Origin of the sequence: Phascolarctobacterium sp. (assembly GCF_030531065.1) — a bacterium.
GTDB lineage: Bacteria > Bacillota > Negativicutes > Acidaminococcales > Acidaminococcaceae > Phascolarctobacterium_A.
The window spans coordinates 1-17,789 of the sequence record NZ_JAUNOQ010000025.1 but is presented as its reverse complement, the minus strand read 5'-3'; the positions used below and the strand labels follow the sequence as shown (position 1 = coordinate 17,789).

Sequence of the window (17,789 nt, the reverse complement as noted above, 5' to 3'; positions counted from 1 at the left end):
CAAGAAGAAATAAGAAGAGAAAAACCAACAAAAAGAGAAGAAAAAGAAGAATCTATTATTATAATTACATTTTAAGCGCGTTTATTTACCCATCGTCAGAAAAAATTTTTAAAAATTTTTCTAAAATATTTTTACACCCATGGGTAAATAAACGGCCCTTTTTTGTAATTATATAAGTGAGATTAAAATATTATAAGCGCCGCAGCGCTTTGCTTTACGCTTTATTTTCGCCTCACGCCAGCTTTACGGCGTCGGCGCCCAGCATGGGCAGCTGCTGCCCGCTCTTGCCGACGCGGTACAAACGCAAGCGCTCGATGTCGGCCAGCTCCACCGGCAACTGCAAAGCGTACCGCTCGTTTAAAGCGTTGAGCAGATCCACCGCCTTCATGCTGCCCGTCGGCGTAATTTTGCAGTCAAAGGAAAAAACGGTATTTTCACCTTCAACAGCCACCGTCAAATGGGGAATATAAAATTTCACGTCGATTTCCTTAAAGCCAGCCTTCGTTTTCGGCGCAGCCTTTTTAAAGAGCAGCTGCGGCGTAGCGTTGAAGTCCGCTGCCGCCGCGCTGATGTCGGTATTATAAGGCAGCGTCACGCGGTACTCCGCTCCGGCCGCCTGGCTCATCAGCGCCGCATGGTGGGTATCCACCGCGTCCGCCGCCAGCACGCGAATGCCGCGGGGCAGCGCGGCGTCCAAAGCCTGGGCCGCCGCCAGCACCTCCATGGGCTCTGCCAGCTCGATTTCGACAAATTCCGTATAGCTGACTACGCCCACGCCCAAAGCGGAGGCCAGACTGAATTTCAAATGGGGATTAAAGCCCTCGGAATAAGCGGCAGGCAGCTTGGCGCGGCGAATGGCGCGACCGATGGTGCGCACATATTCCAAATGGGAAATAAAGCGGATTTCCGGGTCCTTAGTTATTTGCATACGCAGCTTCATTCTGCCTTCGCCTCCTTCTGCCAATCGATAATTTTTACGCCCAGCTTCTGGCACACGCCGCAGCCGGTGCAGCTGCTGCGCCGGCAGTCGTGGGTAAGCTGCTGCGCGTAGGCCTTCTGCCACTCGTTCCACAAAAAGCGGCGCGCTACGCCCGGCGAAATATGCTCCCAGGGGAACACTTCATTTTCACCGCGCTGACGGGCGGCGTAAAAATCCTTGTCCAGGCCCGCCTCGCCGATGGCCTCCAGCCAACGCTCGTAGGAAAAACAATCGCTCCAGCCGTCGAAACGCGCGCCCTTTTGCCAAGCCAAGAGCAGCGCGCGCCCCAGACGCCGGTCGCCGCGCGCAAAAACAGCCTCAATGATGCCGGTCTTGCCATCGTGGTAATTCAGCGTCACGTTTTTAATCTTCTTGATTTCGTCCTTCAGCAAAAACTGCTTGCGGCGTATGGTTTCCAAATCGTTTTGGGCAAACCACTGGAACGCGGTGTAGGGCTTGGGCACAAAGGAGGAAGCGCTCACCGTCACCTTGCAGCCCCGCTTGCCCGTCACCTGATAATATTTATACTGCACCTTGCGCGCCAAATCGGCAATAGCCAGCACGTCCTCATCGGTTTCATACGGCAGGCCAATCATAAAGTACAGCTTGACGCTGTTCCAGCCCGACTCAAAGGCCGCGCCCACAGCGTTCATCAAGTCCTCTTCCGTTACGCCCTTATTGATAACGTCGCGCATCTTCTGGCTGCCCGCTTCGGGCGCAAAGGTCAAGCCGCTCTTGCGCACGGCCTGCACCTCCTTGGCGATGGCCACGCAGAAGCTGTCGATACGCAGGGACGGCAGGGATACGCTAACGCGCTCGTCCTTAAATTCTTCAATCATGCTGTGCACCATGGGCGCCAGGCAGGAATAATCGGCGCTGGACAGGGACACCAGGCTGATTTCGTTATAGCCCGTGTTATCCACCAGCTTGCGCGCCAAATCCTGCAAAACCTCCGGCTTGCGCTCGCGCACCGGGCGGTAGACCATGCCCGCGTGGCAGAAGCGGCAGCCGCGGCTGCAGCCGCGAAAGACTTCCAGCATAATGCGGTCGTGGACGATTTCGCCAAAGGGCACGATGGGCGCGGTGGGGAAATCCACCGTATTCATATCCTTAACCACCCGCTTATACACTACGGGAGGCACGTTTTCCGCCAAAGGCACTACCTCCTTCAGCGTCATGTCCTCGTTATACAGCGGCCGGTAGAAGCTCGGCACATAGATGCCGTCAAGCTGCACTACCCGGCGCAAAAAGCCGATGCGTCCGCCGGGGCGGCCGGCCCGCTTCCACGCCATGTAGCAAGCCATAACCTCGTGCATAACCTCTTCGCCCTCGCCGATAATGGCAAAATCGAAGAAATCCGCCAAGGGCTCCGGGTTATACACGCAGGGGCCGCCCACGATAACGAAGGGGTCGTTTTCGCCGCGCTCCTGGGTCAGCAAGGGCACGCCGCCCAAGTCCAGCATATTTAAAATATTGCTGTAGCTCAGCTCGTATTGCAGGGTAAAGCCCACAATATCGCACTGGCTCAAGGCTTTTTTTGTTTCCAGCGTGCGCAGGGGAATACCGCGCTCCCGCATTTTGGCTTCCATGTCTATCCAGGGAGCGTAAACCCGCTCGGCCTGCACGCCCTGCTGCCGGTTGAGCAGATGGTACAAGATTTTAAAGCCCAAATAGCTCATGCCCACCTCGTAGACGTCGGGAAAGGCCAGCGCGATAGTCGCTTCCACCTCCGCCTGCGGCTTGATAATGCTGCCAAACTCGCCGCCGGTGTAGCGCGCAGGCTTCTGCACGCTGCTTAATATATCAATGGTCAAATCCTTCTCCATAAATCCTCCTAAAATTGCAGGTTCTGCTTGCGCACCTTTATATTCAGCAGCAAAGCCACCAGCATCAGATTAGTCGTCAGCGAGCTGACGCCATAACTCAAAAAGGGCAGGGGTACGCCCGTTACCGGCATAATACCGGCAGTCATGCCGATGTTGACCATCACATGGAACATGAACATGCTGGTTACGCCCACCGCCAGCAGCGTGCCGAAATTATCGTCGGCGTCCAGGGCGATAGCGATGCCGCGCCAAATGATGATGGCATATAAAATAATGATGAACGCCGTACCGATAAAGCCAAATTCCTCACCGGCCACGGCAAAAATAAAGTCCGTATGGTTTTCCGGCAGAAAGTTCAGCTGGCTTTGCGTGCCCGCCAGCCAGCCCTTGCCGAAAAGGCCGCCGCTGCCGATGGCAATCTTCGACTGAATAACGTGATAGCCGCTGCCGAAGGGGTCCAGCTCCGGATTCAGAAAAACGCGGATACGGTTTTTCTGGTAATCCTTCAAAATCAGCCAAAAAACCGGCAGCAGCGCCACAAAAAGCACGCCCAGACGGAAGAACCATTTATATTTAAAGCCGCTGACGAAAATCATGCCGACTAAAATAGCGATAAAGGTCAGCGAAGTACCCAAATCCGGCTGGCGCATAACTAAAACGAAGGGCACGAAAATATAAGCGAATACCGGCAGATAGTCCTTAAAATTTTCCAGCCATTCAATGCGCTTATCCATAAAGGTCGCCAGGCAGATAATTAAAAAGACCTTGGCGAACTCGCTGGGCTGAAAGGACAGCGACCCGATTTGTATCCAGCGCTGCGCTCCCAGCTGGCTGTGGCCGAACAACATGACGGCTACCAGCAGCACAATATTAAAAATGTACAGCCTGCTGGCATAATTTTTCAGCATGCGGTAATCAAAGGCAAAGGAGGCCGTGACCAAAAGCAGGCCAAAGGCCATAAACATACTTTGGCGCTGTACGTGCCAGGCCTTGCCCGTACTTACGGCAAAGGAATGGGTGGCGCTGTCTATAAGCCCCAGGCCGCAGCCCAGCAGCAGGACGACGGCAGTGACGAGCCACCAATCCAGATTTTTCAGGATACGCTTAACGTCCATAACACCGCTCCCTCCCTACTGCTGCGCCTGCCGGCTGCCGTCCGCCTGCTCCGGCGGGTCTTCGGGCATCCAGCCGCGCTCCTTGAAGAATTCCTCAAAGGCCTTATAAACTATGGGGCCTGCGGCCGTCGAGCCGAAGCCGCCCTGCTCCACGATGCAGACGACGACCAGCTCCGGGTCGTCCACGGGGCCGTAGGCTACGAACAAGCCGTGGTCGCGGCCATGGGAATTTTCCGCCGTACCTGTTTTACCGGCGATGGGCTTGGGCAGCCTGCTGAAATAAGAAGCCGTACCGCCCTCCTGCGTGGTCGCGCTCATGCCCATGCGCATATAATCGATGGTCTGCTGGGAAACGTCGATATGCTTGCCCTCGGCTCGCTTGGGCTTAGCGAACAAACTGCCGTCGGGGTTGGTAATGCTGTCCACCAGATAGGGCTGGTACTTCATGCCGCCGTTGGCCACAATGCCCAGCATTACCGCCAGCTGTATCGGCGTCGTCAGGTTAAAGCCCTGGCCGATGGCGGCGTTGAAGGTGTCGCCCAAGCGCCAGTCCTCGTCCCAAATATCGCGCTTTACCTGCCTGGAGGCCACCAGACCCTTGCTTTCGCCCTCCAAATCGATGCCCGTGGGCTGGCCGAAGCCGTAAATGCGGGCGTATTTAGCGATATTATCTATGCCCACGCGATAGCCCAGCTCGTAAAAATACACGTTATCGCTCATGGCCAGCGCCTTGATAAAGGTCAGCCAGCCCAGCACCTCGCCGCCGGCATTGCCCATAGTAGGTACTAAAGGGTGGAAGCCGCCGTCATAAATGGGCTCGTCCAGCCGCACCTTGTTCAGCTCAAAGGCGGCGCTGCCCGTAACTATCTTAAAGGTAGAGCCGGGCGGATATTCGCCGCTGATAACCTTATTATTCATAGGATAGCTGTCGTCGTTGTTAATTTTATTCCAGTCTTTGGAGGAAATGCCCTGCACGAAAAGGTTGGGGTCGTACCCCGGACGGCTGACCATGGCCCGGACCGCGCCGTTGCGTGGGTCTAGCGCCACTACGGCGGCAGCGCGGGCGCCGGACGCAATGCCGCTGCTGCGCAGATAGGCCAGATGCTTATCCGTAAAATCCTCCAGCGCTTTCTGCAAACGGTAATCCAGCGTCAAACGCAAATTTTTTCCCGGCACCGGCTGCACGGAATCATAATGCTTAACCACGCTGCCGGCAACGTCCACCTCCTCCATAAAGGCTCCGTCCTCGCCGCGCAGGTATTTATCATAGCTCATTTCCAGCCCCGCCTTGCCGACGATGCTGCCCTGAGTGACGTTTTTAAACAGACCGTGCTCAATCTCGTAGGGACTGACCTCGCCCACATAGCCTAAAGCGTGCACCGCCAGCTCGCGATAAGGATAGGTACGGATGGGCTGCACCGACAGCATAACCTCCGGCATATAGCGCCGCTGCTCCTCGATGCGCGTTACCATTTCCGGCGACAAATTATTTTTGAGCATGATGGGCTCGTAATAATTGGCGCTGTCCTTGATTTTTTCCTCAATCTTTGCTACGGGAATATCTAAAAGAGCGCTCAAGCGCTGCAAGGTTTCCGGCTTGTAATCGGCCTGCTTCTGCAGCACCACCGCATAGCCCGGCAGATTATTCACCAGCTCGTGCCCCTCCTTATCGTAAATAATCCCGCGGGGAGCGATAATCTTGGACTGGCGCAGGCGGTTGCCGTCCGACTGCTTGGAATAATACTCGCCGCGCCACAGCTGCAAATAAACCATCCGCCCCAGCAGCACGGCAAACAGCAGCAGGCACAGAGCCAGCATCGTCTGCAATCTTATCGTTTGATTTTTATTAAGCACGCCCTGCGCCTCCTTTCGCGCCGTTCTATCAGTAGGAAATATCTTCCTCTTTTATCCACTCGTAAACGCGCTTTACCAGCAGCACCACCGGCACTACCAGAAGCATATTGCCTAAAATGTAGCCCAGGCTGTCTACAGCATAATCAAAAAAAATGCCCCAGCGGCCGCCGCTGCGCACCAGCTCCAGCCACCAGTAGCAAAAGCGCACGCCCGCGCTGCACAGCGCAATGGCCGTCATATGAAAGGCCGCGTTGTCCTTGACCACCTTTTCCTTGGTCAGGCCAAGCAGAAAGCCCAGCGCCGCCCGCGTCAGCATATGATAGCCGAAAACGCCCACGGTCATAGCGTCCTGCAGCAGGCCCACGACCAGCCCCGCCGCCAGGCCGAAGTATTCGCCCCGCAGCATGGCAAAGGCGTACAGCGCCAGCAGCGGCAGGTCGCAGGCCAGCCACCCGGTATAAAATACGGACGCCGCTCCCTGTACCAGCAATAAAAGCAGAAACAGGACGGGCCAAATCAGTCTCCTCATTGTGCCTGTCCTCCCTGCTTGTCAAATTCAATTTTTTTCACCGGCGTAAAAGCCGTAATTACCAAAACATGCTCCACATCCGCTATATCGGCGGCGGCATGCACCTCGGCCTCCTGCAGCAGCCCAACGCTGTCCATGCGGGTAGCCGTCACCGTGCCGATTAAAATATCCGCCGGATGGCTGCCGCTGTAGCCGCTGGTCACGATAATATCGCCCTGCCGGATATCGGCCTCGCGGAAAATATGCTCCAAAACCAGCGTATCGCCAAAAGCCGTTTTGCCGCCAATAACGCCCACAGCGCGGGACCCGGCGCGCAGCACGCGGGCGCCCACCTTAAAGCGCGGCGAATTGAGCAGCAGCACGCGGGCATAATCGTCGTAAACCTCGTCCACTACGCCTACCAGACCGCCGTTGACCACAGCCATCTCCCGCCGCAGGCCCTTATCAGCCCCGGCGTCTATATACATGCAGTCGCGCAAATCGCCGTAATTACGCGAGATAACCTTCGCCGCCACCACCGTCTGGCTTTGGTGCTGCTCCTTATAATCCAGCAGCGCCCGCAGTTGCAAATTTTCGGCGTAAATGGACGCCATCCGAATATTAGCGTTGCGCAGCTGGCTATTATCCTCTTTTAATTGTGCATTTTCACTTTGCATGACTGTCAGCGCCTTCCAGTAGCCCCGCAGGCTGTTGCCCGCGTTGCCGATACTGTTCAGCCCGCTTTCCGCCGGCAGCACCACCGCCGCTACGACGCTGTTGACCAGAGGGAAGCGGCTCTTTCCCGCCACGGCCATCGCCAGAAGCGACAGCAGGACGAAGACCGCCAGCACGCCCAGCATAAATTTTTTACTCATGCCGCCGCACCTGTTTATTTAGAAGTCATAAAGCCCTTGCGGTAAATATCGATATTTTCCACGGCGATACCCGTTCCCAGGGCCACGCAGTTCAGCGCCTCGTCGGAAACGAATACGGGCATGCCTGTTTCCTGAGAAATCAGCCGGTCCAGATTGCGCAGCATGGAGCTGCCGCCGGTCATCACAATGCCGCGGTCCATAATATCGGCGCTCAGTTCAGGCGGCGTGCGCTCCAAGGTATTGCGCACAGCGTCCACAATCATGCCGACGGGCTCGTCCACCGCCTCGCAGATATGGTTGGCGTTGACCTCAATGTTTTTCGGCAGGCCGCTGAGCAAATCGCGTCCGCGTACTTCCATAACCGCAGGATTTTCCACCGGCATGGCGGTACCGATTTCAATTTTAATATTTTCCGCCGTGCGTTCGCCGATCAGCATATTAAAAGCTTTGCGGATATAACGCACGATAGCGCTGTCAATAGCGTCGCCGCCGCAGCGCACGCTCTTGCTGACTACGATGCCGCCCAAGGAAATGACCGCCACCTCGCAGGTGCCGCCGCCAATGTCGACGACCATGCTGCCGGTAGCCTCCTGCACGGGCATACCTGCGCCGATAGCCGCAGCCATAGGCTCCTCGATCAGATAAGCCTCGCGGGCGCCCGCTTCGATAGTCGCGTCGATAACGGCGCGCTTTTCCACCTCCGTAACGCCGGAGGGCACGCCTACCAGAATGCGCGGGCGTACAAAGGTGCGGTTGCCCATAGCCTGCTTGATAAAATATTTCAGCATGGACTGGGTGATTTCATAATCGGCGATTACGCCGTCCTTCATGGGGCGGATAGCCACGATATTGCCCGGCGTGCGGCCGATCATGCGCTTGGCTTCCGCGCCGATAGCCAGCACCTCGTTAGTATCCTTTTCCACAGCCACTACCGAAGGCTCGCGGATAATAATGCCCTTGTCCTTGCAGTGTACCAACGTATTGGCCGTGCCCAAATCTATACCCATATCGTCGGACATATTATTAAAAATACTAAAATTGGGGAACGTAAATTTCATGCTTGCCTGTCCTCCTACGCCTCTAAGGCTCCTTCTTCCTGAAAACTGTAATAAGTACCGTCGCCGATAATCACATGGTCTAAAAGCGGAATGCCCAACGTCCGCCCCGCCGCCGCCAAAAGCTGCGTCAGCTCGCGGTCCTCACGGCTGGGGCGCGGCTCGCCCGACGGATGGTTGTGCGCCGCCACTATGGCCGCCGCTCCCTGCAGAATCGCCGGCTGAAAAACCTCCCGCGGATGCACTGGCGCGTTATCCAGCGTCCCCTCGGACACCAGCTGCGTACCTATTACTTTATTTCTGCTGTTCAATAAAACCACTATAAACTGTTCTTTTTTAGCGTAACGCAGACGCGGCATTAAAAACGCCGCGCAATCCTGCGGCCCGCTGAAATGAATTTTATCTAAAGGGCGGGCGGACGCAATGCGCCTGCCAAGCTCCAGAGCCGCCAGCACAGTAGCTGCCTTGGCCTGCCCCAGGCCCCTTATTTGCATAAGCTCGTTGATATCCCTGACGCCCGCCAAACGCCGGTACAAGCCGCCGTCAGCCGTCAGCTCGCCCGCCAGGGCCAGCGCCGATTTATCCGCCGTGCCCGTGCGCAGCAAAACTGCCACCAGCTCCGCGTCGGTCAACGCCTCCGCGCCGCGCAGAAGCATTTTCTCCCGCGGCCTGTCCTCCAAGGGTATCTCTTTTATCGTTTTGTGCTTTTCAATTTTGTCGATACTGCTGAAATCATTACTGCCGCGTGAACGGCAGGCCCTGCCTCCGCAGTCTTTAATCACTAGTCATGTCGGCTCCCAATTCCTTAAACATTTCGTACAGCATGGTCAGGGGCAGTCCTACTACATTATTGTAGCAGCCGTCGATTTTTTCCACCAGCAGCGCGCCCCTGCCCTGAATACCATAAGCGCCCGCTTTATCCAAGGGTTCGCCCGTAGCGACATACTCCCGGATTTCCTGCGCGCTCAGCCTGCGGAAAAGCACGCTGGTAGCGCAGTCCCTATATAGTTCCCGTCCGCGGTAACGCACCGCCACACCGGTAATCACCGTATGACTGCGTCCCGACAAACGGGTCAGCATAGCCTCCGCTGCCGTAGCGTCGGCAGGCTTGCCCAAAATATCCTCGTCGATAACGACTATCGTATCGGCTGCGACCACGGGAACAGCGTCCCCCTGCGCCGTCGCCACCGCCCGGCATTTGCCGCGGGCATTATTCACGGCCACCTGCCGCGCCTCCGCCGCACTGCCGTCAGCCTCCGCAAAAACTGCGGGACAAACCTGCGCGCGGACGCCGACCTGCTCCAGCAAGGCCAGCCTGCGCGGTGAAGCCGAAGCTAAAACCACCTGCATCATTACGCTCCGTTCTAGCTCTTCTTGCTCATATCGATAACCATTTCCTCGGCCTGAATTTCAAAAATTACAGGCTGTCGCCCCTGGCGCACAGCGTCGCGCCGGAAAATGCGGGCGTAACTTACGGTTACGATAAGCCACAGCGCCACGCCGCCGGCAATAAAGGGCAGCTTATCCATATGGAAAAAGGTAGCCAGGCTGTTGCCAAAGGCCACGCCGGCCAGCACGCCGCCAAGTGGCAGGCCGTACATAATCAGCTTAGCCTTGGTTTCGTCCATATCGCGATATTCGGCGCCAACAATATCCCCTGCTTTAGCGCCCACGGGATTCCAGCAATCAAGGTACTTGGGCAGGCCCGTAAGCTCGCTTTCCGTTTTATCAACCTTGACTTCGGCTCTTTCGCCGTGCTTCTTTACAACTATACCTCTAATTTCAGTCATGCGGTACAAACCCTTCCTTTATCAATATGCATGCACAAAAACATACCAGTAGCCAAAGCCGAACACCACGCCGTAAATCGCGAAGAAAACCAGCACGCCCTGCCAGCAGACAGGGTAGCCGAAGTTGATGTCCTCGCCGAAAATACCGCGGCGGTTGAAGAAGGTATATTTTTTGCGTTTTCTGAACCAGGCCAATTTATTTTCCGGCCCTACCAGCTTTGCGACAAGATAAATATACACAAACGCGCCGAAAAAAATCTGCATTACCCGCGAGCAAACCGCCACGGGCGCAACGTTTTCCAAACCTTCCATAAAGCTAAAACCTCCTAACGCAGCTTACAGCTGAATAAATTTATCCGGCATTTGCCTGCGCAGCTGATGGATAAACTTATCGCTGCATTTAAAAAGCAAACCGGCCAGCTTATTCTTCTTGCCTTCGGTAAATACTAATAAACGCTGGGGATTGTTGTCCAGAGAATTGTAACGATGAATATAATGGCTGATTTTCGTTTTGCGGAAAAAGCTCTTGACGTATTTATCCGTAAAGCTTTCGGTGCGCGTCAAATCCACAAAATAGCTGCGCTTGATAAAGCCCAGGCCGCTGGTCACGACCTCCAGCCGCTTATCCTTATAAAGAATCAGCGTGTACTTAAAAGCGACGCGCCACACCCACAGCGCCAGCAAAACAAAATCCATGCCCCAACCCAAAAGATTAAGGCGCTTCGTTTCCTGCAAGCCCTGCCATTCGTAAACAAAAAGGCAGCCGATTAACAGCAGCGCCACCGCCGCAAAAATTTTTCTTTCAAAGCATGTGCTCGATTCCTCGCGATATATTTCTTCCAAAAGTAGTCCCTCCATTTTCTATGCGCAACGACACGATTCCATTTTTAATCTTATTAATTATATCAAATTTCACAGCCAAAGCATATACCTAAAAAAGCGATTTAGCGATAAAAATGTAAATTTTAAAGCGGCGGAACGCTCGCCGCCCCGCCGCTTACTGTACTATAAAATTTTAGAAGCTGTACCGCAGTCCCGCGTTCCACTGCCACGGCGTGGATACGTCGCCGCCGTAGGTTCTTTCTACGTCCACATAAAAATGCGTGTCCTTGCCCAGCCTGAGGTTAGCGCCCACGCCGACCTCCCACCAGCCGCCGCCGATGTCCTGCCCGATTTCCCGCGCTACTTTTCCGTTGCTGAACCGCAGCGAAGTATCGCCGTCAAAATCGTACAGATAAGACGCGCGAGCGTATACGTTGCCGCGCTCGATATTTTTGCCCACGCTCAAGCCCAAACGTCCGACCACGCTGTCCAACGCGTCCTGCCGCACGCGGACACCCTTATCGCTCACATAATTTACGCCGCTCACACGACCGTAAGTCAGCTCGACCTGCGGCTCCAGCCATACGCCGTTCTCCTGCGTAAAGCGCTTGCCATATTCTGCGCTCAAACTGTAGCCGTTAGTATCGTAATCGCCGCTGCCTGCGCCGCCGCGAATATCAAAGTCGTGTTCCAACCGCGCGTATTTAGCGATTAAGTCGATGAAGCTGCCGTCGTCTCCCAGGTAGCTGCCGTACAGAGCCAGGCCCTTGTGCTTGTTTGCGCCGCTGCCTACGCCCAGGCCGCTTTCGCCGTCGGTATAGCTAAAGGCCGCGCCCAGCGTCCAGCGCTTATCGGCGCTCAGCTTTTCGTCGTAGCCCAGTTGATAAGTATTATACTGGTTCTTAACGCCCTTATACTTGCTTTCGCCGCGGGTCATGCGCACCCACACGCCGTGCTCGCCTTCGCTGGCGCGCAGCTCTCCCAGGCGTTTATTCATATCGTTATTTTCCGCGCGCCATGCCATCAGCGCCAGCCCGGACAAATTGCCGATACCGGCGTTGGCGGAGTTCAAGCTTTCGCGCCCGTTGACAATTTTGCCATCCGCATTTACATCCGCAGTGTAAGCGCCCGTAATGGAGCTTGCGGGAATGTATACGTCGGTGGCCGCAGTCTGCGTCGTTGTCGTCGCCTTTTCATAAACAATTTGATTGACGACGCTCTGCGCCGCGCCGCTCATATCGTCGCAGGCCAGCGTTTCAGCATACGCCTGCGACGTCGTCGCCGTTAATCTGTCTATATTGTTGTTATCCTGAATTATAAATTTATTGTCCGCCCCGCTCACGCTGACGATGCCGCGCCTGCCGCTTAAGGAGCCTACGTTAACTTTATTTACGCCCGCGCCTAAATTTACTAAGCCGCCGTTTAACTGCAAATCGTTTACAAAGCTGTCGCCGGTTACGTTCCACACCGCGCCGTCGTTGATGGCAAGCGCAAAATCTTGCACCGCGCCCAATTCAGACGAAGTAATAATATCCTCGTCTTCTTCCCACATCTGATACGAACTGCCGGTCCAAACGGATTCTCCGCCTTGCAAAGTAATATTAACAGCGGCGTCGATTTGCTCTTCGTCCATATATTCGTCGCCAAAAACAATGTCGCCGCTCAATACGGTGCTATGCCCGCCTTTCATATTGATATTTGTGGTCGAACTTGCCGCGGCGTTAATGACGGTAGGCGCTGCGATAAGTAAATCGCCGCTGATATTTACTTCGCTATTGTCAAACACTGCTACGCCGACGTCGTTCGATTGCACTGTAGCTTTTGCCACGTCCATGTTCACGGAAGTATTGCCACTCGCCTCTATACCGTAACTTTCGTAAGCGCCCTCGGAGGTTATAGTAACTTCGCTGTCCGCATTACCGATGACGAGAAATTTCTCCGCCTTAGTTCCTCCGGTTCCATAAGCTGCGGCAATAATCCCATGGGCTATTCCGTCGGACGCAGCCGAAATATTGATGGAGCTGCCGTTTATAGCGGCGTCCATTACGCTGTCATCGACTGCTCCAACATTTACGCCATCAGCTACCACATCTCCCCTGGCATCTATCGTTACCTGCGACTTTTCGTTGCCAATAATAACGCTGTTATCCTTTCCGGAGGACAAACCAAAGACGCCAACGCCGGCTCTCCCGCCGTCGGCAGTCAATTTTATCACGTCGCCGTCCACGCTTACGCCGCCGCCCAAACCAAAAGCTGCAACCGCTAAACTATCTTCGTCTTGAGCAACGGCCTTTACGGTAACCTCGTGACTATTCGCGCTGCCTATGGCGATAGAAGCGTTGTTGATAGACCAAATTCCGTAAGCAGCGCCCGAGGTACCTTGCGCTTCGACGTTGATAATCCTGCCGTCCAGCTCCACGTCCGCAAAACCACTGCTACCGTCGGCAGCAACGGCTATAGTTTGCAAGTTACCAACGGTATTTATATTTACTTCGGCGTCTGCGCCGCCCAGATAAATTTTGGCGTCTCCCTTATTAGCGTCAACAAATAATCCTACAACTCCTTTTTCGTTGCCAGTAACGTCTACCTGCGCCGAGTTGACGATATTAGCGGTAATATTAGCGCTTATTGCTCCAAGTCCATAAGCATAATAGTTTCCGCTCTCACCACCATTGCTTACGACAGTCAGTTTATTGCCGGCCAGCGTTATATCCCCATATTTAGCCATGACGCCGATAACGGTTTGGCCTTGCGCCTCGCCCGTAACGTAAAGAGCGTCAAATTCTTTGCTTATACTTTGATTGTTTGTGATAATTGCGCTGCTTGTTTCCTCTTCCGCCCACGCGTGTCCCGTAATAACAAACGCCATCAACGCTCCCAATGCCAAACCTCTATGCCAAGCTCGCCTCTTCATTCTTACGCCCCCTTTTTCTTTATATTTTCTCCCCGAACATAATTCTAGGTACTTTAATTATAACATGCCCGTACCCCCCCGCAAGACTAATTAGGTAAAAAAGAAGACCGCACCGTACAAGCGCAGCCTTCTAAAAGCTTACTTTATTCTATTCGCGTACCTGCCCGCTGCCGCAAACGAGATACTTCGTCGAAGTCAGCTCCGGCAAGGCCATGGGCCCGCGCGCGTGCAGCTTCTGCGTACTGATGCCGATTTCCGCGCCGAAGCCGAACTCGTTGCCGTCGGTAAAGCGCGTAGAGGCGTTGACGTACACCGCCGCCGCGTCCACCGTTTGCTGGAACAGCTGCGCCCGGCTGTAATCGTTCGTCACAATGCACTCGCTGTGACCCGTGCCGTAGCGGGCGATATGCTCCATGGCTTCTTCAATAGAAGCGACAATTTTTACGGACAAGCGCAAATCGCCGTACTCCGTTGCCCAATCCTCTTCGCTTGCGGGAACGACGGCTTTATCGAAAGCCTGCACGTCCTCGTCGCCGCGGATTTCCACTTTGGCTTCCGCGTACTTCGCCAGCATGGCGGGCAAAAAGCGTTGCGCAATATCGCGGTGCACCAACAGCGTTTCCATAGCGTTGCAGACGGAAGGGCGCTGCACCTTAGCGTTGAAAGCAATTTTCACTGCCATCTCCACATCCGCCGAAGCGTCCACATAGGTATGGCACACGCCCGCGCCCGTTTCGATAACGGGAACGGTAGCGTTCATCACCACGGTTTTAATCAGGCCCGCGCCGCCGCGCGGGATAACCACGTCCACCAAACCGTTAAGATGAATTAAATCGCTGACGGCCTGGCGGTCGCTGGTATCGATAAACTGAATTGCTCCGGTCGGCAGCCCCGCCGCTTCCGCAGCCTGCGCCAGCACAGCCGCCACCGCCTTATTGGATTCCATAGCCTCGCTGCCGCCCTTTAAAATCACGGCGTTGCCGGATTTCAGACACAGCCCGGCGGCGTCCGCCGTTACGTTGGGACGGGCCTCGTAAATAATGCCGATAACGCCCAGGGGCACGCGCACCTTCGTAATCTGCAAGCCGTTGGGCAGGGTTTTGCCGTCCACCACATTGCCCACCGGGTCGGGCAGCGCCGCCACCTGGCGCAGACCGTCGGCCATACCGGCGATACGCGCCTCCGTCAGCTGCAAACGGTCCAGCATGGAGCTGCGCATACCCTTAGCCCGCGCCGCCGCCATATCCTTGGCATTGGCCGCTAAAATTTCCGCGCAGCAGTTTTCCAAAGCCGCCGCCATAGCCAGCAGCGCTTTATTCTTCACGGCGGTTCCCGTTACGGCCAGCTTAGCCGCAGCCTTTTTCGCCGCCTGCGCCTTGCTTTTTACTAATTCATAAGTTTCCATCTGCGTCGCCCACCTTTAAATTTATTGCAGGATAACGAGGTCGTCGCGGTGAATGACCTCGTCATAATTTTTATGACCTAAAATATTGGCGATATCGCCGGACTTGCAGCCCTTGATTTTCGCCAGCTCCTCCGATGTGTAATGCACCAGGCCGCGGGCCAGCTCGTGGCCTTCTTTATCGATAACGCTGACGGTGCTGCCTGTCTGGAAGCTGCCCACCACCTCGTACACGCCTGCGGGCAGAATACTGCAGCCTCCAGCCTTACGGATAGCTTTGGCGCAGCCGTCGTCCACCACGATGCTGCCCTGAATCTGCGCGCCGAAAGCCAGCCAGCGCTTGCGGAACTGCAAACGGTTTTCACGGCTGACGAACAGCGTGCCCAGCTCCTCGCCCTGCAAAATCCGCGGGATGGCGTTCTTTTCCGTGCCGCTGGCGATTACCAGCTGAATGCCGCTGTTAGTGGCCGCCTTGGCCGCCTGAATTTTCGTCGCCATACCGCCGGTGCCGCGGGCCGAGCCTACGCCGCCTGCGCTGGCTTCTACCTCCGGCGTTATTTCCAGCACCGTGGATACCAGCTTGGCATCGGGGTGCGTAGCGGGATTAGCCGTATACAAGCCGTCGATATCCGAAAGAATAATAACTAAATCGGCGTCCACAATACCGGCCACCAGCGCCGACATATTATCGTTGTCGCCGATTTTCAGCTCGTCCAGCGCCACCACGTCGTTTTCGTTGACCACGGGGATAACGCCCTGCTTAATCAGCTCCATAAAGGTATTACGGGAATTGGTATAGCGGTGCCGGTCGATGGCCTCCATGCGGGTAATGAGTACCTGCGCCACAATCTGCCCGTAATCGGCAAAGATTTTTTCATAGGTGTGCATCAGCACGCCCTGGCCTACGGCGGCGGCGGCCTGCTTGCCGGGAATGGTCGCCGGCTTGGCGGGCAGGCCCAACCGGTCCACGCCCACGGCCACCGCGCCGCTGGACACCAAAATCATTTCCTTGCCCTGGTTCTGCAAATCGCTGATTTCCCGCGCCAGCCTGTCTATCTGGCTGAAATTGCGCTTGCCGTTGGCGTAAGTAATCGTGCTGGACCCCACCTTTACTACAATACGCTTAGCTTTGCGCAACGCCTCGCGGTACGCCTTCCCCTCGTTCATAAAAATCCGCCCCTTATCAGTTATTATCCTTATAATCAAAGACCATGTCGCGAATACGCACCGTCTGGCCTTCCTCCACGCCCTTTTCTTTCAACGCTTCGTCGATGCCCAGACGCTTCCAAATCAGCTGGAAGCGGTACAAAGCTTCGTCGTTATCAAAATTAGTCATAGCAACTAAGCGCTCGATATTTTTGCCGCGCACCTCCCAGTCCGTATCGTTGCCCACAACTATTTCATAGCTGTCCGGGTCGATTTCGTCGAAGCGCGCCAGATTTTCCTCGTCCTCTTCCGGCACGTACTGCTGCAGCAAATCGTAAGCCTTGAACATCAGCTCCCGCAAGCCGTCGCCGGTAGCGGCGCTGGCCTTGCAGATTTCGTAGCCCTTTTCCTCCACATACGCCTTTAAGCGCTCGTAATTTTCCTGCGCGTCCGGCAAATCCATTTTATTCGCCACCACCAGCTGCTTGCGGCGCGCCAACCGTTCGCTGTATTCCGCCAGCTCGTTGTTAATCTTGTCAAAATCGTCCAGCGGGTCGCGTCCGTCCACGCCCGCCACGTCCACAATATGCAGCAGCACCTTGGTGCGCTCCACATGACGCAAAAAGTCGTGGCCCAGGCCCACGCCGGTGTGCGCGCCTTCAATCAGGCCGGGAATGTCGGCCAGCACAAAGCTGCGCTCCTCGTCCAGACGTACCACGCCCAAAACCGGGGTCAGCGTCGTAAAATGGTAGGCCGCAATTTCGGGGCGGGCGGCGCTGACCTGCGCGATAATGCTGGACTTGCCCACGCTGGGGTAGCCCACCAGTCCCACGTCAGCCAAAAGCTTCAGCTCCAATTTCAGCCAGCGGTTCTCGCCCGGCTCGCCCTTTTCCGCGAAAGTCGGCGCACGGTTGGTGCTGGTCACATAGCAGGCGTTGCCCTTGCCGCCGCGTCCGCCTTTGGCGGCCACATACTGCTGGCCGTCCTCCACCAGGTCGGCCATCACCGTACCGGTAGCGTCGTCGCGCACCAGCGTGCCCATGGGCACCTTAACGTAAACCGTATCGGCGCGCACGCCGGTGCAGTTCTTCGTGCCGCCCTGACCGCCGCGCTTAGCCACATATTTGCGCTTATAGCGAAAGTCGATCAGCGTATTGAGATTTTTATCGGCCACCAAAACCACGTCGCCGCCGCGACCGCCGTTGCCGCCGTTAGGGCCGCCCTTTTCCACAAATTTTTCCCGGCGAAAGCTGCTCATACCGTCGCCGCCGTCGCCTGCCTCTACGTAAATTCTCGCTCTGTCAATAAACATGATTCTATTCTCCTATTGCCGGATTTAAAATTACTTATAGCTATTATACCATGTCGACCGCGGCTCTGTCATCGTCTTCGACTCGCCAATCGCCGGGCGCCAGGTATAAGTTGTACATCCGCTCTTGCTTCGCTTACAGCTCGCAAATCGCTGTGTACAAGCTTTTCGCCACAGGCATAAGTTGTACATCA

General features: G+C 55.5%; 16 protein-coding genes. All 16 read right to left on the bottom strand.

What is annotated here, in order from left to right; genetic code table 11:
• Positions 1–232: 232 nt before the first annotated feature.
• The 16 genes from Q4E64_RS11245 to obgE all read right to left on the bottom strand — a co-directional run bounded on the left by Q4E64_RS11245 (position 233) and on the right by obgE (position 17,598).
• Positions 233–940: a TIGR03936 family radical SAM-associated protein gene (locus Q4E64_RS11245; protein ID WP_303168024.1), complete on the bottom strand. Its 708-nt coding sequence runs from the start codon at positions 938–940 to the stop codon at positions 233–235.
• Positions 937–2,805: a TIGR03960 family B12-binding radical SAM protein gene (locus tag Q4E64_RS11240; RefSeq protein WP_303168022.1), complete on the bottom strand. Its 1,869-nt coding sequence runs from the start codon at positions 2,803–2,805 to the stop codon at positions 937–939. Before Q4E64_RS11240 ends, Q4E64_RS11245 begins: the two co-directional genes overlap by 4 nt.
• 8 nt (positions 2,806–2,813) lie before the next feature.
• Positions 2,814–3,920 carry a rod shape-determining protein RodA gene (rodA, locus tag Q4E64_RS11235; protein WP_303168021.1) on the bottom strand — a complete coding sequence of 369 codons (1,107 nt, stop codon included), beginning with the start codon at positions 3,918–3,920 and terminating at the stop codon, positions 2,814–2,816.
• Between the two features lie 15 nt (positions 3,921–3,935).
• Complete coding sequence (mrdA, locus tag Q4E64_RS11230; RefSeq protein WP_303168020.1) at positions 3,936–5,774, bottom strand: penicillin-binding protein 2; 1,839 nt, start codon at positions 5,772–5,774, stop codon at positions 3,936–3,938.
• Positions 5,775–5,802: 28 nt separating this feature from the next.
• Positions 5,803–6,303 (bottom strand): rod shape-determining protein MreD, encoded by a 501-nt coding sequence (mreD, locus tag Q4E64_RS11225; RefSeq protein WP_303168018.1) that lies wholly within the window; start codon positions 6,301–6,303, stop codon positions 5,803–5,805.
• Complete coding sequence (mreC, locus tag Q4E64_RS11220; RefSeq protein ID WP_303168017.1) at positions 6,300–7,157, bottom strand: rod shape-determining protein MreC; 858 nt, start codon at positions 7,155–7,157, stop codon at positions 6,300–6,302. The genes mreD and mreC overlap by 4 nt, the downstream gene beginning before the upstream one ends.
• 14 nt (positions 7,158–7,171) lie before the next feature.
• Positions 7,172–8,215 carry a rod shape-determining protein gene (locus tag Q4E64_RS11215; RefSeq protein ID WP_303168016.1) on the bottom strand — a complete coding sequence of 348 codons (1,044 nt, stop codon included), beginning with the start codon at positions 8,213–8,215 and terminating at the stop codon, positions 7,172–7,174.
• Positions 8,216–8,229: 14 nt separating this feature from the next.
• Complete coding sequence (gene radC, locus Q4E64_RS11210) at positions 8,230–8,994, bottom strand: DNA repair protein RadC (RefSeq protein ID WP_303168014.1); 765 nt, start codon at positions 8,992–8,994, stop codon at positions 8,230–8,232.
• Positions 8,987–9,565, bottom strand: a complete 579-nt coding sequence (locus Q4E64_RS11205) for a nucleoside triphosphate pyrophosphatase (protein WP_303168013.1) — start codon at positions 9,563–9,565, stop codon at positions 8,987–8,989. The genes radC and Q4E64_RS11205 overlap by 8 nt, the downstream gene beginning before the upstream one ends.
• An 11-nt stretch (positions 9,566–9,576) precedes the next feature.
• A complete protein-coding gene (locus Q4E64_RS11200; RefSeq protein ID WP_303168012.1) occupies positions 9,577–10,002 on the bottom strand; it encodes a SoxR reducing system RseC family protein in 426 nt (141 codons plus the stop codon).
• A gap of 21 nt (positions 10,003–10,023) precedes the next feature.
• On the bottom strand, positions 10,024–10,314 hold the full coding sequence (locus Q4E64_RS11195) for a hypothetical protein (protein ID WP_303168011.1): 291 nt from the start codon (positions 10,312–10,314) through the stop codon (positions 10,024–10,026).
• A gap of 24 nt (positions 10,315–10,338) precedes the next feature.
• Positions 10,339–10,845, bottom strand: coding sequence for a hypothetical protein (locus Q4E64_RS11190; RefSeq protein WP_303168010.1), 507 nt, complete (start codon positions 10,843–10,845; stop codon positions 10,339–10,341).
• Positions 10,846–11,017: 172 nt separating this feature from the next.
• Positions 11,018–13,738, bottom strand: a complete 2,721-nt coding sequence (locus tag Q4E64_RS11185; protein ID WP_303168008.1) for an autotransporter outer membrane beta-barrel domain-containing protein — start codon at positions 13,736–13,738, stop codon at positions 11,018–11,020.
• A 148-nt stretch (positions 13,739–13,886) separates the two neighbouring features.
• A complete protein-coding gene (locus tag Q4E64_RS11180; protein ID WP_303168007.1) occupies positions 13,887–15,143 on the bottom strand; it encodes a glutamate-5-semialdehyde dehydrogenase in 1,257 nt (418 codons plus the stop codon).
• A 21-nt stretch (positions 15,144–15,164) separates the two neighbouring features.
• Positions 15,165–16,307: a glutamate 5-kinase gene (gene proB / locus Q4E64_RS11175; RefSeq protein ID WP_303168005.1), complete on the bottom strand. Its 1,143-nt coding sequence runs from the start codon at positions 16,305–16,307 to the stop codon at positions 15,165–15,167.
• A 16-nt stretch (positions 16,308–16,323) separates the two neighbouring features.
• Complete coding sequence (gene obgE / locus Q4E64_RS11170) at positions 16,324–17,598, bottom strand: GTPase ObgE (RefSeq protein ID WP_303168003.1); 1,275 nt, start codon at positions 17,596–17,598, stop codon at positions 16,324–16,326.
• Positions 17,599–17,789 lie beyond the last annotated feature (191 nt).

What these genes read in the sequence shown, in the direction of transcription:
- Q4E64_RS11240 (WP_303168022.1), bottom strand. Translation starts at nt 2,805, where the DNA reads ATGGAGAAGGATTTGACCATTGATATATTAAGCAGCGTGCAGAAGCCT.
- rodA (WP_303168021.1), bottom strand. Translation starts at nt 3,920, where the DNA reads ATGGACGTTAAGCGTATCCTGAAAAATCTGGATTGGTGGCTCGTCACT.
- Q4E64_RS11245 (WP_303168024.1), bottom strand. Translation starts at nt 940, where the DNA reads ATGAAGCTGCGTATGCAAATAACTAAGGACCCGGAAATCCGCTTTATT.
- Q4E64_RS11195 (WP_303168011.1), bottom strand. Translation starts at nt 10,314, where the DNA reads ATGGAAGGTTTGGAAAACGTTGCGCCCGTGGCGGTTTGCTCGCGGGTA.
- Q4E64_RS11200 (WP_303168012.1), bottom strand. Translation starts at nt 10,002, where the DNA reads ATGACTGAAATTAGAGGTATAGTTGTAAAGAAGCACGGCGAAAGAGCC.
- obgE (WP_303168003.1), bottom strand. Translation starts at nt 17,598, where the DNA reads ATGTTTATTGACAGAGCGAGAATTTACGTAGAGGCAGGCGACGGCGGC.
- mreC (WP_303168017.1), bottom strand. Translation starts at nt 7,157, where the DNA reads ATGAGTAAAAAATTTATGCTGGGCGTGCTGGCGGTCTTCGTCCTGCTG.
- Q4E64_RS11215 (WP_303168016.1), bottom strand. Translation starts at nt 8,215, where the DNA reads ATGAAATTTACGTTCCCCAATTTTAGTATTTTTAATAATATGTCCGAC.
- Q4E64_RS11180 (WP_303168007.1), bottom strand. Translation starts at nt 15,143, where the DNA reads ATGGAAACTTATGAATTAGTAAAAAGCAAGGCGCAGGCGGCGAAAAAG.
- Q4E64_RS11185 (WP_303168008.1), bottom strand. Translation starts at nt 13,738, where the DNA reads ATGAAGAGGCGAGCTTGGCATAGAGGTTTGGCATTGGGAGCGTTGATG.
- mreD (WP_303168018.1), bottom strand. Translation starts at nt 6,303, where the DNA reads ATGAGGAGACTGATTTGGCCCGTCCTGTTTCTGCTTTTATTGCTGGTA.
- proB (WP_303168005.1), bottom strand. Translation starts at nt 16,307, where the DNA reads ATGAACGAGGGGAAGGCGTACCGCGAGGCGTTGCGCAAAGCTAAGCGT.
- Q4E64_RS11205 (WP_303168013.1), bottom strand. Translation starts at nt 9,565, where the DNA reads ATGATGCAGGTGGTTTTAGCTTCGGCTTCACCGCGCAGGCTGGCCTTG.